The organism is Kiritimatiella glycovorans, assembly GCF_001017655.1.
Lineage (GTDB): Bacteria > Verrucomicrobiota > Kiritimatiellia > Kiritimatiellales > Kiritimatiellaceae > Kiritimatiella > Kiritimatiella glycovorans.
The window spans coordinates 1,310,186-1,324,246 of record NZ_CP010904.1; the positions used below are offsets into that span (position 1 = coordinate 1,310,186).

The 14,061-nt window shown below is 64.1% G+C and carries 13 protein-coding genes and 1 tRNA gene; 3 read left to right on the top strand and 11 right to left on the bottom strand.

Going from position 1 to position 14,061, the window contains the following annotated elements:
- Nucleotides 1-46: 46 nt before the first annotated feature.
- The 8 genes from L21SP4_RS05465 to L21SP4_RS05500 are packed head-to-tail and all read right to left on the bottom strand — an operon-like array spanning nt 47 to nt 8,811.
- Nucleotides 47-583 carry a nitroreductase family protein gene (locus L21SP4_RS05465; protein ID WP_052881709.1) on the bottom strand — a complete coding sequence of 179 codons (537 nt, stop codon included), beginning with the start codon at nt 581-583 and terminating at the stop codon, nt 47-49.
- Complete coding sequence (gene uvrB / locus L21SP4_RS05470; RefSeq protein ID WP_052881710.1) at nt 576-2,645, bottom strand: excinuclease ABC subunit UvrB; 2,070 nt, start codon at nt 2,643-2,645, stop codon at nt 576-578. The genes L21SP4_RS05465 and uvrB overlap by 8 nt, the downstream gene beginning before the upstream one ends.
- Complete coding sequence (locus tag L21SP4_RS05475; RefSeq protein WP_052881711.1) at nt 2,642-3,418, bottom strand: alpha/beta hydrolase; 777 nt, start codon at nt 3,416-3,418, stop codon at nt 2,642-2,644. Before L21SP4_RS05475 ends, uvrB begins: the two co-directional genes overlap by 4 nt.
- A 22-nt stretch (nt 3,419-3,440) precedes the next feature.
- A complete protein-coding gene (locus L21SP4_RS05480) occupies nt 3,441-4,781 on the bottom strand; it encodes a UDP-N-acetylmuramate--L-alanine ligase (protein WP_052881712.1) in 1,341 nt (446 codons plus the stop codon).
- Complete coding sequence (locus L21SP4_RS05485) at nt 4,778-5,872, bottom strand: UDP-N-acetylglucosamine--N-acetylmuramyl-(pentapeptide) pyrophosphoryl-undecaprenol N-acetylglucosamine transferase (protein ID WP_052881713.1); 1,095 nt, start codon at nt 5,870-5,872, stop codon at nt 4,778-4,780. Before L21SP4_RS05485 ends, L21SP4_RS05480 begins: the two co-directional genes overlap by 4 nt.
- Entirely contained in the window at nt 5,869-7,221 is a 1,353-nt protein-coding gene (locus L21SP4_RS05490; RefSeq protein WP_160300691.1) for a bifunctional folylpolyglutamate synthase/dihydrofolate synthase, read from the bottom strand. Before L21SP4_RS05490 ends, L21SP4_RS05485 begins: the two co-directional genes overlap by 4 nt.
- Nucleotides 7,218-8,060: an acetyl-CoA carboxylase, carboxyltransferase subunit beta gene (accD, locus tag L21SP4_RS05495; protein ID WP_052881715.1), complete on the bottom strand. Its 843-nt coding sequence runs from the start codon at nt 8,058-8,060 to the stop codon at nt 7,218-7,220. Before accD ends, L21SP4_RS05490 begins: the two co-directional genes overlap by 4 nt.
- A 13-nt stretch (nt 8,061-8,073) precedes the next feature.
- On the bottom strand, nt 8,074-8,811 hold the full coding sequence (locus L21SP4_RS05500) for a ComF family protein (protein ID WP_052881716.1): 738 nt from the start codon (nt 8,809-8,811) through the stop codon (nt 8,074-8,076).
- Between the two features lie 256 nt (nt 8,812-9,067).
- Here L21SP4_RS05500 and L21SP4_RS05505 point away from each other — a divergent pair.
- Nucleotides 9,068-9,140, top strand: a tRNA-Lys gene (locus L21SP4_RS05505).
- A gap of 22 nt (nt 9,141-9,162) precedes the next feature.
- Here L21SP4_RS05505 and L21SP4_RS13075 read toward each other — a convergent pair.
- Nucleotides 9,163-9,600 carry a dCTP deaminase/dUTPase family protein gene (locus L21SP4_RS13075; RefSeq protein ID WP_052881717.1) on the bottom strand — a complete coding sequence of 146 codons (438 nt, stop codon included), beginning with the start codon at nt 9,598-9,600 and terminating at the stop codon, nt 9,163-9,165.
- 172 nt (nt 9,601-9,772) lie between these two features.
- On the opposite strand from L21SP4_RS13075, the gene L21SP4_RS05515 reads away from it, so the two are divergent.
- Nucleotides 9,773-10,357 carry a hypothetical protein gene (locus tag L21SP4_RS05515; protein ID WP_160300693.1) on the top strand — a complete coding sequence of 195 codons (585 nt, stop codon included), beginning with the start codon at nt 9,773-9,775 and terminating at the stop codon, nt 10,355-10,357.
- Between the two features lie 11 nt (nt 10,358-10,368).
- Here L21SP4_RS05515 and L21SP4_RS05520 read toward each other — a convergent pair whose 3' ends face one another.
- Together L21SP4_RS05520 and L21SP4_RS05525 are read right to left on the bottom strand one after the other, a co-directional pair.
- Nucleotides 10,369-11,433 carry a DUF481 domain-containing protein gene (locus L21SP4_RS05520; protein WP_082116554.1) on the bottom strand — a complete coding sequence of 355 codons (1,065 nt, stop codon included), beginning with the start codon at nt 11,431-11,433 and terminating at the stop codon, nt 10,369-10,371.
- A 383-nt stretch (nt 11,434-11,816) separates the two neighbouring features.
- Nucleotides 11,817-12,521: an AraC family transcriptional regulator gene (locus L21SP4_RS05525; protein ID WP_201774691.1), complete on the bottom strand. Its 705-nt coding sequence runs from the start codon at nt 12,519-12,521 to the stop codon at nt 11,817-11,819.
- Between the two features lie 111 nt (nt 12,522-12,632).
- Here L21SP4_RS05525 and L21SP4_RS05530 point away from each other — a divergent pair, with 111 nt between their 5' ends.
- Entirely contained in the window at nt 12,633-14,060 is a 1,428-nt protein-coding gene (locus L21SP4_RS05530; protein WP_074041395.1) for a uroporphyrinogen decarboxylase family protein, read from the top strand.
- Nucleotide 14,061 lies beyond the last annotated feature (1 nt).

The following is a 14,061-nucleotide window of genomic DNA, read 5'->3' on the forward strand; positions in this document are numbered from 1 at the left end:
ATTTACTTCAAAAGGGCTGTTTTTATCCGTTTTCCGGAGGGCGCTGTCAATGCAATTCCCGTATCTCTTCGATCGTCCTGCGCTTGAGCGGCGCCGGATCCGAGGCGGCGTACCCGATCGCGATCAGGAGTTCGAGCCGCCTGCGGGGGCCCAGCCCGAGGGCTTCCCCGGCGGCCTTCCCGTCGAACCACCCGATCCAGCAGCTCGCCAGTCCTTCCTCCGCGGCCTGCAGCACGAGATGTTCGCAGGCGATCCCGAGATCGAGTACCGAGTACTCGGTCCCCCGTATGCGGCCGCCGAGGCGCGGCAGGATTTTGCCGCGCCGCCGTTCCACGGCGATGATGACGGGCGCATCCGCGGCGAAGGCGTTCATTTTGTACGCGCCGCGGAAGGCGCCCTGATCGAGGCCCGTCTTCGCCGGTCCCGGTCCGGCGACATGGAACAGCCAGGGCTGGGCATTGCAGGCGGAGGGGGCCAGCCGCGCCGCCTCGAGGCAGCGGTCCAGCGCTTCAACCGCGACCGGCGTGTTCTGAAAATTCCGGCAGCTGCGTCTCGCGCGGCACAGATCGAGAAAACTATCCATTTCGTCTTCCTTTACGCTTGAGGGTCCGCCCCGGGTAGCTTTTGCGCGGTTTCCCGCCCTTTTTCGACGGCTTTGTCCCCGGTCCGCCCTCCGAGGCCGTTTTGAGTTCGGCGATCTGATCGCGGAGAATCATCGCCCGTTCGTATTCCAGCTTTTCCGCGGCCTCGAACATCTCGCGTTCGAGTTCCCGGACGACCTCCTGCACGTTGTAGGCCTCACCCGTTTCGCGGACCACCGAGGCCTCCACCTCCCGGGCTTCTTCGTGCGTGCGCAGGCTCTCGGCGATCTCCTTCCTGATCGCCTGCGGCGTGATGCCGTGCTGCTGATTGTATTCCCGCTGCCGGCGGCGGCGGTATTCCGTGATCCGGAGCAGGCGGTCCATCGACCGCGTCGTTCGGTCGGCGTAGAGGATGACCTTCCCGTCGACATGCCTCGCCGCGCGACCGGCCGTCTGAATCAGCGACGTCTCCGAACGCAGAAAGCCCTCCTTGTCGGCATCGAGAATGGCCACCAGCGAGACCTCCGGCAGGTCCAGTCCTTCGCGCAGGAGGTTGATCCCGATCAGGCAGTCGAAATCCGCGCGCCGGAGCCCGCGCAGGATCTCGACCCGCTCGATGGCGTCGATCTCGGAGTGCAGGTATTTGACGCGCAGACCGGTCCCCTCCAGGTATTCGCTCAGGTCCTCCGCCGTTCTTTTGGTCAGCGTGGTGACGAGCACCCGCTCGCCGTCCTCCGCCCGCGAACGGACCTCTTCCATGAGGTCGTCGATCTGGCCCTCCAGCGGGCGCACCTCGATCGGCGGATCGAGGATTCCGGTCGGCCGGATGACCTGCTCCACGGACGTGCCGCTCTTTTCCAGTTCGAACGGGCCGGGAGTCGCGGAGGTGTAGATCGTCGGGCCCGTGACGTCCAGAAACTCGCTGAAATCGAGCGGACGGTTATCGAGCGCCGACGGCAGGCGGAATCCATGCTCGACCAGCGTCTCCTTGCGCGCGCGGTCCCCGTTGAACATGGCGCGGATCTGCGGGACGGTCACATGCGACTCGTCGATCACCGTCAGGAAGTCGCCGGGAATGTAGTCGAGCAGACAGGCCGGGCGCTCGCCGGGCCGGCGCCCGGACAGGTGGCGCGAATAGTTCTCGATGCCGGAGCAGTAGCCGAGTTCCCTGAGCATCTCCATGTCGTACTCCGTCCGCATCCGGATCCGCTGCGCCTCGAGCAGTTTATTGCGCGACTCGAAATTCTGCACCTGCTCCTCCATCTCGGCCATGATCGCCCCGATGGCGCGCTCGACCTTGGGATACGGCATGACGAAATGCCGCGCCGGCGAGACGGTGACCCGTTCGAGTTCGGCCTCGGTGTTTCCGGTGAGCGGATCGATGCGGCGGATGCGCTCGACTTCGTCGCCGAAGAAGTCGAGCCGCACGCCGTATTTCGCGTAGGAGGGGAAGATATCGAGGGTATCGCCGCGCGCGCGGAACGTTCCCGGGCGCGGATCCACGTCATTGCGCTCGTACTGAATTTCAACCAGTTTCTCGAGCACCCGGTCGCGGTCGGTCTCTTCCCCCCGCCGCACGCTGACCGTCATTTCCTTGTAGTCCTCCGGGGAACCCAACCCGTAGATACAGGAGACCGAGGCGACGATGATCACGTCTTCCCGATTCAGGAGCGCATCGGTGGCCGAGAGGCGGAGGCGTTCGATCTCCTCGTTGATGGAGGCATCCTTTTCGATGAACGTATCGGTCTGCGGAATGTACGCCTCCGGCTGATAGTAGTCGTAGTAACTGATAAAGTACTCCACGGCATTTTCGGGAAAGAACTGTTTCAGTTCCGCGTAGAGCTGGGCGGCGAGCGTCTTGTTGTGCGAGATCACCAGCGCGGGCCGCCCCCGGCGCGCGATCACGTTGGCGACGGTGAACGTCTTGCCCGATCCCGTCACCCCTTCCAGCGTCTGGAAGCGTTTTCCTTCGTCCAGTCCGCGCGACAGCGCGTCGATCGCCGCCGGCTGATCGCCGGTGGGACCGTATTCCGAGCGCAGTTGAAACGGGCTGTCCGGATTCATGGCGACCTGACTTTTTCGTAAGCTTCCCAGAAGGCCGCCCCCGCTTTCCAGAGAAGATCGTTGTGGCCGGCGTCCTCGACCCACAGGTGGTATTTCGGTTCCGGCGCCGCGCGGAAGAGATCTTTTCCGTTCCAGGGCGGGAGCGTGTGGTCCTGCATGCCGTGTATGACCAGCACCGGGCCGCGTACCTTCCGAATTCGCTCCAGATTCGGATAGCGGTCGAAGGGCAGTAGTTTAATCCGGGTGTGTACGCGGGCGATACTGGTGAACGCGCTCTCCAGGACGAGCGCGCGGTACGCTTCGCGCACGGCGAGGTGCAGCGTGGGGCCGGACCCCACGGAACGGCCGTGCAGGATGATACGGGACGGTTCGATGCCGAGGGTTTCCGTCATGCAGGCATAGGCCGCCCCGATCGCGGCGCAGGTGCTCTTTTCCGTCGGCGTCCCGGAACTCAGCCCGAAGCCGGGATAATCATAAGCGAACACACCGTAGCCGTGCTCCACGAAACGGGAGAGGACCGGCTCCAGCGTACCGAGGTCTTCCCCGTTGCCGTGGCTGTACAGCACGACGGGAGCCTCCGGGCCGGCCGGGCAGTAGCGCGCCACCACCGTGTCCCCCGTACGGGTGTGCAGCCGTATCAGGCCTTCGCCGTCGGAATAAGTGCGCGGTCGCAGGGGGAAGATCATCCGCTCCGACACCAGCCAGAGCAGCGCCGCCAGCAGAAGATAGCCGCAGCCGATCCTGATTCCTGTCCTCAGCACCGTCGTCATCATGAAATTCGCACCCTCCGGTCGTTCATACGATCTCTCCCCGGCCCCGGGGCGCCCGCCAGTAATCCGCCATCCGTTCGATATCCCCCGCACCGATGATCAGGACGGTGTCTCCCGGCTGCGCCTCGGCATCGATTTCCCGTGCGGCGGTTTCCGGGTCGTCCGCCTCCCTCAGCCGCTTCGCCGCGAAGTCCGCCGGAAAGGAGGCGGCCAGATCGCGGCTCCGGCCGCCCGGCAGCGGGGATTCGAAGGCGGGGTATACCGGCAGCAGCCACAGCCGATCCACGCCGGCAAGCGCGGGAGGAAACGCCTCGCGCAGATTTCTGGTGCGCGTGTAGCGGTGCGGCTGAAACGCCGCCAGGATACGGCCGCGGCCCTCTTCCCGGGCCAGCTCGATCAGCGCGCGGATCTCCGTGGGATGATGCGCGTAATCCGCGACGACGCGGACCCCGCCGGATTCGCTGATCCGTTCGTAGCGGCGTTTCGGCAGCGAAGCCGATTCGAGTCCGCGGCGTATGGCCGCTTCCGGGACGCCGAGATAGCGGGCGGCGAGGGCCGCCGCGGCCGCATTGCGCCGGTTGTGGCGCCCGGGGAGCCGGGCGAGCGGCCACGCCGCCAGGTCGCGCTCGTGATAAGGCTTCGCGCATGCGATACCGGCACACAGCCCGCGCGCACCGGGATCGTCCCCGTAATAGAAGACCGGGCCGGAGGTCTGGTCGATCAGCCGCCTGAAACATTCGACGAATGCGTCTTCGTCCGCGTGATGCTCCATATGATCGGGTTCGATCGAGGTGACGATGGCCACGTCCGGCTCGTAGAGCGCCACGGTACCGTCGCTCTCGTCGGCCTCCAGCACGACCGGATCACCGTCGCGCCCCGCGTCGGCGCGGTCGGGCAGATCGCCGCCCACGGCGTATCCGCAGCCGATCCCCGCCGTCTCCATGACCCGGACGAGCAGAGCGGTCGTGGTCGTCTTGCCGTGGCTGCCCGCCACCGCGACCCCCGTCCGGCTCTCGAACGCGCCCGGAAGCGCCTCGCCCCTCCGCAACACGGGGATGCCCCGTTCCATCGCGGCGCGGATCTCCGGCTCGCTCGCGCTGACCGCCGCACTCCGCACCACGGCGTCCGGGTTCAGATCGCGGATATGACCGGGATCGTGAGACGCCATAAACGCCATGCCGCGTTCAGCGAGGCGCCGGACGCGGTCGTGGTCGTGCAGATCGCATCCGCTCAGGCGGAATCCGCGGTCGAGGAGGATTCCGGCCAGTCCGGCCATGCCCGCACCCCCGCATCCGACCAGATGCAGGTGCGCCGGAGCCTTCCTGAAGAGTTCCCGTCCGGGGGACGCTGCACCGCGGGCCTTCACGGCTGCGGCCTCCCCGCCTCCTCCACGAGGTCCGCCAGGGCGGCGGGATCGCGGCCGATCCCGCTGCCGCGACTCGCCGCGCTCATGCGCTGCAGGCGTTCGGGCCGTGCAAAGAAACTGAGCAGGTAATCGGCGAGCCATTCGGGGGTGAGCTGGTCCTGGGCGACGATATCCGCGGCTGCGCGCTTTTCGAGCTGGCGGGCATTGAGGGTCTGATGATCGGCCGTCGCGTGGGGGTACGGCACGAACAGCGCGGGAATGCCGTAGGCGCTCAGTTCCGCGCAGGTGGAGGCTCCCGCCCGACAGACGGCCAGGTGGGTCATCCGGTAGAGGGCATCCATATCTCCGCAGAAAGCCCGCGTATCGTGCTCGACCCCCGCCTCCCCGTAACGCGCCGCGGTCCCGTCGCGGTCCTCGTCGCCGGCGAGATGGGTCACGCAGACACGGTGCCCCCGGCTCTGCACCCGGGCCAGGGCGTGCGGCAGGGTTTCATTGAGCGCATGCGCCCCGCGGCTGCCGCCCATCACCAGCAGCCGGAGCACGCCCTCGAACGCCGGCGGTTCCGTGCGCCCGGGGTTCAGCCCGCGGCGGAGCGGCATGCCGGTATGAACGACGCGTCTTCCGCGGAGGTAGTGACGGGTTTCCTCGAACGTCACCCCCACGCATGCCGCCGTGCGCGCGAAGAGTGCGTTGGCTCTTCCGGGGAGGACATTCGCCTCGTGAAGCACGATCGGGACGCCGAGCATCCGCGCAGCGGCAAGCGGTCCGACGGAGGCGTAACTGCCCATGGCGAGCACGACGTCGGGCCGGTCTTTTTTCATCCGTCCGCGGCCGCGCGCCACCGCTCCGGCCAGGCGCGCGACGGTCAGCAGCGAACGCGGATGCCATCCGAACTGGAATCCCTCGGACGGCACATCGATCACCGCTCCGTCCCATTCCGCCGCCGCCTCGCGTTCGCGCGCCTTGCCTGTGAGCCAGAGCGTCACGCGGTGACCGCGCGCCTTCAGTTCTGCGGCCGTCGCGAGTCCCGGACAGAGGTGCCCGCCTGTACCCCCGCAGGCCACCGCGATATGGAGCCGGGGTTCGCTCATGAGGCATGCACCCTGCCGGACGTATTCCAACCGTCCCGTTTCAGCGTTTCCGCCCAGTAGAGCGAACCTGTGATAACCACCACCCGGCGTGGGTCTGCGGCCGCCCACGCTTCCGCTTCCCGCGGCGCGTGATGGGTGTCCGATGCCCGGATCTCCAGGCCCCCGCTTCGCCCCAGCGACTCAATCTCGCCGGCGGTCATCGAGGGGCGGTCCGCCGGCAGATGAACCGACCAGCAGCGCGCGGCCACGGGCCGGATCTCCCTGAGATAAGCCGCGGCATCCTTATCCTTCAGAAATCCGAGCACGAACCCCGCCTGCACTTTTTTCCCGTAGAGTTCGCGCAGCGATATCGCCAGCGCCCGCGCCGCGCCCGGATTGTGCGCCCCGTCGAGCAGGACCGCCGGCGGACCCTCCTTCAGGCACTGCAGCCTGGAGGGCCACTTCGTCTGCGCCAGCCCGCCGGGGATATCCAGTTCCATCCCGAGCAGCTCCTCCGCGGTCTCCAGGGCGGCCACCGCCGTCGCGGCGTTCTCCCGCTGACACGCGCCACGGAGCGGCAGTACGAAGGGCGCATAATTGCGGTTGCTCGTCGTCATCCTGAGCTTCTGGCCTGCGGCGTCCCGGCTGAGCATTTGCACCTCCACCGTCCCGGCCGCCTCACGCAGCGGAGCGCCCTGTTCGTCCGCCGTCCGGCGGACGACCTCGAGCGCCTCCGGGGGCATTGCGCCGCAGACCACCGGACGTCCCGGCTTGATGATCCCCGCTTTTTCCCCGGCAATCTGCTCGAGGGTATCTCCCAGAAATTCCGTATGTTCCAGGTCGATACGCGTAATGACCGACAGGAGCGGATGGACGACATTGGTCGCGTCCCAGCGTCCGCCCATGCCCGTCTCGATGACCGGCAGCGTCCCGCCCGCCTCCCGGAACCACCCGAACGCCAGCGCCGTCGTCAGTTCGAAAAAGGTCGGCGGGCGCACCGCTTCGAGTTCAAGCTCCAGCGCCAGCCTTTCAAGCTTTTCGATCCATCGATGGAGGTTGGAGGTAGAGATGTCGCGCCCCCCGACGCGAAATCGCTCGTTGAGACGCACCAGATGGGGCGACGTGTAGAGGGCGGCGGGCAGTCCGCTGCGGACCAGCGCGGATTCGATCATCGCGCATACGGAGCCCTTTCCGTTGGAACCCGCGACGTGCACGGGAGCCAGGTCGAGGTGCGGGTTATCCAGGCGGTCGAGGACGAGACGCGTCACCTCGAGTCCCGGTCCGACGCCCCGCGAGGTCCGTTCGTACAACCGCTGCAGTGCCGGCTGTTCTTCGCCGTGCGATGATTCAGATCCGCGGGGTCGGTTCACCGGTCGAAATAATCCAGGAGCTGGACGAGGGTTGACTTGAGTTCGGGGCGCGGGACCACGCGGTCGATCAGGCCGTGATCGAGGAGAAACTCCGCGCGCTGGAATCCCTCCGGAAGATCCTGCTGGGTGGTCTCCTTGATCACGCGGGGTCCCGCAAAGCCGATCAGGGCCTCCGGTTCCGCCAGGATCACGTCGCCGAGCGAGGCGAAACTCGCCATGACGCCGGCGGTGGTCGGATGCGTCAGCACGGGAATATAGGCCAGCCCCGCCTCGGCGTGCCGTTCCAGCGCGGCGCTGGTCTTGGCCATCTGCATGAGGCTGAGCATACCCTCGTACATCCTCGCGCCGCCGGAGGTACAGATCATGAGGATCGGTCGGCCCTGTTGCGTGGACCGCTCGAACATACGGGTGGCCTTCTCGCCGACCACGCTGCCCATGCTGGCGCCCAGGAACGCGAAGTCCATCACGCCCAGGCCCACCTCGTGATTGCCCACGCGGGCTTCTCCGCAGGTCACGGCCTCCTGCTCCCCCGTCTTGGCGATGTTGGTTTCGAGCTTGTCCTCATACGAGGCCGTTCCGGTGAACTGGAGCGAATCCACGGACGTCATACCGGCGTCGTATTCATGGAACGAATCCGGTTCGGCGAGCATGGAGATCCGTTCCCGACGGGGCATGCGGAAGTGATGGCCGCACTTGGGGCACACGTGCAGATTCTGCTCCACCTCCTGTTTGAAGATGATTTCCGCGCATCCCTTGCACTTCATCCAGAGCCCGCCGGGGATATCCTTTTTCCGGACCTGAACGGCCGTGTAGCTCTGTCGATTTTTGAACAGCGGCATGATGTCTCCTCGTTCATCCCCGGGCCACCGTGGCCACGTCCACTTTCGACGCCCCGGCCAGTTTGAAAGCCCGCGCACACTCGCGGACCGTGGCCCCGGTCGTCATGGTGTCGTCGATCAGCAGTATGTGCGCGCCTGCGGACACGGCCCCCGGCGCGGCCCTGAAGGCACCGCGCATGTTAGATTCCCGCTGTGCGGCTGTCAAACGCGTTTGAGTTCCGGTGTCGCGCACGCGCTTCAGCATTCCCGGGCGGCACGGCACACCGAGCCTGCGCGCCAGCTCACCCGCAATCAGCCCGGCCTGGTTGTAGGCGCGATCTCTCCGCCGCCTGCGGTGCAGGGGGACCGGAACGACCGCATCCGGCGTGCCGGGCCGGAATTCCGCGCGAACCAGACCCTCGAGCATCAGCGCGAGGTCCGGAACGAGCCAGATCGCGTGGCGATACTTCAGCGCAATCAGCATCTCTCGCGCCGGGCCGTCATACCGGACCGCGGAGCGGGCCCGGTCGAAAGCGGGGTCCGATGACGTACAGGCGTGGCAGAGGTACTCGTGATCGATGCGCCCCGCCACCGGATCGCCGCACCGCGCGCAGAACGGCGGCGCGACGGGATGCATCCCGGACCAGCAGTCCCAGCAGAGATACCGCAGCGGTGCGGGGTCGCGCGCACCGCATGCGCAGCAGCGGCGGGGATAGACCAGATCGAGGGCCGGTGAAGCAAGGTGACGGGTCAGATGATGCGAAATACGCATGGAATCTGTTGACTCTCAATCGTACTCGTACACAATTCGGTCCAGTGTCCAGCAGTTCTCATTATGGCCGCATTCCGACCGCGGACGGCGTGGCAGCCGTCCCTCCCGAGTCGATATCCGACGCATTTTCGGGCATTGGGAGGGTCGGGTGCCACCCCGACCGAAAAGGGTGAAGCCATAATGAGAATCGCTGTCCAATGTTGTGCCCGTGTTGACACGCAGTACCGGATCAAGTATTGTGTAGCGCTTTTTCGGGGGTCCGGTAGCTCAGTTGGTAGAGCATCTGACTTTTAATCAGAGGGTCCTGGGTTCGAGCCCCAGCCGGATCACTTACTCTCCCCGGGGCTCAGGTTAAGCGCCGGTGCTTCCGAACCCGCCGTCTCCCCGCGTGGTATCCGAGAGGGCGTCGACCAGTTCGTAATGGATCGGTGAACTGTCGCAGGCCACAAGCTGGAACAGGCGCTGGCCCCGTTTCACCTCATAGGGCTCGCTTTTGATGTGATCGCAGAAGGCGATCAGTTCGCCGCGGTAGCCGCCGTCGATCAGGCCGATCGAGTTCGCCATACGCAGCGGCGTTTTGGAGATGCTCGAGCGCGGCATGAGGTAGTAGGCCCGTCCGTCCTCCGGTTCGCAGGCGATGCCCAAGTGGATCGGAAGGGTCTCGCCCGGCTGGAACACCCTGTCCTCAAGGACGTAGAGGTCGAGTCCGGCATCCCCGTCATGGAAGTGTCCGTGATCGGCATAAGCCTCGCGGGCATTTACGTTCAGCGGCAGAATCTTCAGTTTCATCGGATCTCCTTGCGGCTGGAATCCCGCTTTATCGAGGCAGGGAGGTCCGGGGTCAATGGCGGAGCGAAAAAAAGAGGATAAAAGCGATACTTGATCCGCAGCTGACGCCTCCCCATAATGGGCGCTCGTGATTATTCGAATTGCAATGCGTGCCAGGTGAAAGGAGCGAAACATGAAAAGGTCAATGATTCTGCTCTTTGTGCTGCTGGGTGTGGCCAGGACCGCCCCGGCCGTCTCGCCCGATATTGAAGTGACGATCGAGGGCGTGAGGGTCTCCATTGAGAAAAACGATAATGACGCTCGTTTCTGGGATCTGAACTCCAAATACAGTTTCAAGACCGATCGCGACGTCGCCACGCGCCTGATCCGCAAACCGGTTATGGTCGTGCACGTGCTGGCCACGCGCAGGGACGGGACTTTTGTATTTCTCACCTTTCATGCCGATCAGTTCAACAACTTTATCCCCTCGTCCTATGAAGCGGCCAGAAAGGCTTCCCGGGAGGCGGGGGTTTGTCTCGCCGGCAGTCTGGGCCACGTCGAAGTCGAATCACGACCGGTTAAGACCATGAGGATCCCTGATCACATCGGCCGGATCGTACTCCATCACGCCGAACTGCTGTTCGCGGGCCATCCGATCGCAACCCGGAAGTCGTATGAAGAGGAAAAACGCGCCGAACTGGGGCTTCCCGTTTACTGGTACGATCCGCGGGTGCGTTCGACAGAACTGAACGTGGACGACATCGAGCTGTTCGAGTAAGCCGGCCGGGCTCAGTGCCAGCTCATCACCAGTCGGGCGAAATACGAGATGTCCAGTTCGTCGGTATCGGGCGGCGCGCTGCTGTTATATTCATTGGCAATGCCCATCCGCAGCTTCCAGATTTCTGAATCCCCGAGCGGCGTCTCGACACTTGATTCGTGATCAATCCGGTAGTCGCCGAAGTTATCAATCGCCGGCGTATAGGTGACGTCGTTCACCAGGCTGAGCCAGTCGTTGATCTCTGAGCGGTGATGCAGACCGAAGTCGACGCCGACGGTCTGTTCACTCACCTGATTTTCATACGATTCATGCCGCAGGAGCAGACCGGTACGTCCGCGCAGCTCGTGTTTCGGCCGGCGGACGAAATAGTACCCGTAGCCGGCCGCGGCCACGGTGGAGAGGTCGAGTTTTTCGACGTCGTCTCGTTCGAGCTCGAGCCGGGTGTACCATGAATGCCGTCTCGCGATGTCGCGCTCGTAATCCATGCTGCCTTTCATTTCGTCCACCGTCTCGTTCCCCTCGTCCTCGACCCTTTGGAAAGAAGCACGGAATTCGAGCCGGTCGTCGGGACGGCTGAGGGCCGCCTGCGCGCCCACCTCCGTGCCGAAACGATCCGAGTTTCCGCTCTTGCCGTTCAGATCCCCGTACAGTTCGTACTCCCATGTTCCGCGGTGCGCTTCGATGCGTCGTTGCAGTTGTTCGACCTCCGGACGGGTTCCGTCCACAGCCCATACGGCGGCGATCTTCTCGGACGTGAGATCGAAGGTCCCCAGCGAGGTCTCGATCACGGTTTTGCCGTCTTCGGCCTTCAGCGTGCCGACCAGAGCATGACCGCTCTCCAGGGCCACTTTGCGCGCGTCGTCCGTGGCGACGGCGGCGACTTTCTCCATCGGCACCGACAATTCGCCGGCGAAGGAGGTGTCGATGATTACGGTCTCCTCTTCAACGCTCCTGATCTCGCCGACCAGTTTCGACCCGTCCTCGAGTTCGATCGAACCCGCCCGGGCGGATAAGCCCGACATCAGGCCGAGACTGCATACGGAGACGAACAGCATCGTTAATCGACGTTTTTTCATGAAACCTCCCGGTTCATCACCCGGTTACCGTACCGTGGCATCCTTATATCATCTGCCGCTGATGGAAAAAAGGGGAACTACTGGAATCCTGGCGGCTGCTGTAAAACAGAATCCCTGCCTTCACGCATGGGTTCGGCCTGCGTCTCTTGGGTAGGGCGCGATCTCCGGGTTCTTTTTAGATTTTTGTGGAACTACTGAAATCGTAGCGGCTGGATTAGAAATCCGCTCGCCTCACAACGTACGCGTACTCGGAGCGCCGAAGGCGCGAGTCCATCCCCCGATTCAAGGAATTCGAGCATGAGAACCGCTTCGCTGAATACGAGTACGATATTTCGATATTCCCCCGGGTGTCCCGATGTGGAACTCAGGCGAATAACCCACCATCAGGACGGAGCGTGCAAATCTCTATACTTTGAGGGGGCCGTACCCATAATGCGGCGGAATGTGCGCGAGAGGTGGCTGTGATCGTAAAACCCGCAACTCATCGCGATATCTGTGATCGTGCGATCAGCATCCTCGAGCATCCGGCAGGCGGCGTTGACCCGGACACGGAGCAGGTACTCACGGGGGGTGGTGCCGAACAGCTTTCGGAACCGGCGATCGAACTGACTGGTCGAAAGGCCCGCGATTCCGGCCAGTTCCCTCGTCTTTATCGGCTCCCGGTACCGTTCGTGGATCGCCTGCACGGCCCGATTGATCTGGTCGTAGGATGCCGGCGTATGGCGCCCTTCGATCTCACGGTGGATGCCCGCCACGCCGATCACCCGACCCCGTCGATCGCGCACAGGCACTTTGCTGTAAATAATCAGCCGGTCCGACCCCGCCTCCTCGGGCGCGAGCGCGATCGCGTTGATGATCGGCGTGCCGGTCTCCATGACCCGGCGATCGCCCTCCACATAGGACCGGGCGCGATCTTCGTCCCAGAAGTCGAAATCCGTCCTGCCCAGCGTCTCCTGCTCCGACGCCGCGCGGCAATACTCACAGGCGCGGCGGTTGTGCATCACGAATCGTCCTTTACGGTCTTTCATAAAGAAGGCCACATCCGGAAGCAGATCGAGCAGCGCATGAAACGTACGATATCCGTCCATTCGCCTTATGAAGTCATGTTGTAATTTGTCGGTATTCATGCGCGTATTATACACGAATACGGCATACGAATACAAGCCTGCGACACGACGGGAGTCTAAGTTCGGTCCATAATGGATACACCCAATACACCGGATCCGGCGATTTACGAGGAGCGGCTCAACCGTTACCGCACGGCCATGGCCAATGGCCGGCCGGATCGAATCCCGATTCGGCCTTTTGCCGCCGAGTTCACGGCGAACGTCGCCGGCATGACCTGCCAGGAGATCACCCAGGATTACGAGAAGGCCTTTGAGGCCGTCCGGCTCACGGCCCGGGAATTCGACTGGGACGCGATGGGGCCGACCATGGTCTACATCTGGGGCGGTATCCCTCAGATGCTCGGCACGCGTTACTATGCGATCCCCGGCGTGGGTCTCCCGCCGGACGTGGGATTTCAGTATCTCGAACCTCCGGGAGACGAGGCCTGGATGCCGCCTGAGGACTATCCGGCCCTTATCGCGGATCCGACGGCGTATCTGATCGATTCCTGGCTTCCGCGGACCCAGTCCCGCGTCGTCGCCCCGGGCGAACCCGTCACGCGCGAAAACCAGATGGCCTGGCTCAAGGGCGGCATCGCCATGTCCCAATACTTCAACGCGCTCGGCAGCGCCGTCGAGCGACTGCGCGTGGAATGTGCGATGCCTTCGTCCATCTGCGGCATTCTGAAGAGTCCGTTCGATATCATCGCCGACAAGTTTCGCGGTTACGTGGGCCTGACTATGGATCTGTTCGAGCGCCCGGACGAGGTCATGGCGGCCGCGGAGGCGATGATGCCGCACATGCTTTCGGTTGCGATGGCGTCCTCGGACCCCACGGGCACCCTCCCCCTCTCGATCTGGATGCATCGCGGATGCGTCCCGTTTATTACACCGGAACAGTTCGACCGTTACTATTGGCCGACGCTCAAGCCGATCATCGAGGAACTCTGGGCCGCCGGGCGCCGGACGATTTTCTACATGGAAGGCAAGTGGGAACACCACTGGGACGCATTCCTCGAGCTTCCCGAGGGGAGCATTATCGTCCATTGCGACCGCGACGACGTGTTCGCGGCCCAAAAGAAACTGGGGCACCGTTTTGCAATCAGCGGCGGCATCCCCAATGTGCTGCTCAGTTACGGGAAACCCGACCAGGTGCGCGCCTTCTGCCGCAGGGTCATCGATGAGGTGGCCGTCGACGGCGGGTATATCGCGGACGCCGGTGCCATTCTGCAGAACGACGCCTCCATCGAAAACATGCGGGTGATGACCGAGACCTTCCGCGAGTACGGCGTCTATTCGCAGTCGACGCCGCGGCCGGATGCGCCCGCCTTTTCGCTCAAGACGTCCGATCCGCGGCGCGCCCCGCACCCGGAACGGCCGACCGGGACGGTCGAACCGTGGGATGATATCAAGCCCACCTTCCCGTCGATCGTCGGCGACGAGGCCCTCGTTAAAACGACGTGGAACGCTTACGACGCCTGGGCGAACACGTTTCTCTGGCACATGGTCGTCTCGTTCTAAC

What these genes read in the sequence shown, in the direction of transcription:
- L21SP4_RS05475 (WP_052881711.1), bottom strand. Translation starts at nt 3,418, where the DNA reads ATGATGACGACGGTGCTGAGGACAGGAATCAGGATCGGCTGCGGCTAT.
- L21SP4_RS05520 (WP_082116554.1), bottom strand. Translation starts at nt 11,433, where the DNA reads ATGAAAAAACGTCGATTAACGATGCTGTTCGTCTCCGTATGCAGTCTC.
- L21SP4_RS05485 (WP_052881713.1), bottom strand. Translation starts at nt 5,872, where the DNA reads ATGAGCGAACCCCGGCTCCATATCGCGGTGGCCTGCGGGGGTACAGGC.
- uvrB (WP_052881710.1), bottom strand. Translation starts at nt 2,645, where the DNA reads ATGAATCCGGACAGCCCGTTTCAACTGCGCTCGGAATACGGTCCCACC.
- L21SP4_RS05500 (WP_052881716.1), bottom strand. Translation starts at nt 8,811, where the DNA reads ATGCGTATTTCGCATCATCTGACCCGTCACCTTGCTTCACCGGCCCTC.
- L21SP4_RS13075 (WP_052881717.1), bottom strand. Translation starts at nt 9,600, where the DNA reads ATGAAACTGAAGATTCTGCCGCTGAACGTAAATGCCCGCGAGGCTTAT.
- L21SP4_RS05515 (WP_160300693.1), top strand. Translation starts at nt 9,773, where the DNA reads ATGAAAAGGTCAATGATTCTGCTCTTTGTGCTGCTGGGTGTGGCCAGG.
- accD (WP_052881715.1), bottom strand. Translation starts at nt 8,060, where the DNA reads ATGCCGCTGTTCAAAAATCGACAGAGCTACACGGCCGTTCAGGTCCGG.
- L21SP4_RS05530 (WP_074041395.1), top strand. Translation starts at nt 12,633, where the DNA reads ATGGATACACCCAATACACCGGATCCGGCGATTTACGAGGAGCGGCTC.
- L21SP4_RS05525 (WP_201774691.1), bottom strand. Translation starts at nt 12,521, where the DNA reads ATGGACGGATATCGTACGTTTCATGCGCTGCTCGATCTGCTTCCGGAT.
- L21SP4_RS05465 (WP_052881709.1), bottom strand. Translation starts at nt 583, where the DNA reads ATGGATAGTTTTCTCGATCTGTGCCGCGCGAGACGCAGCTGCCGGAAT.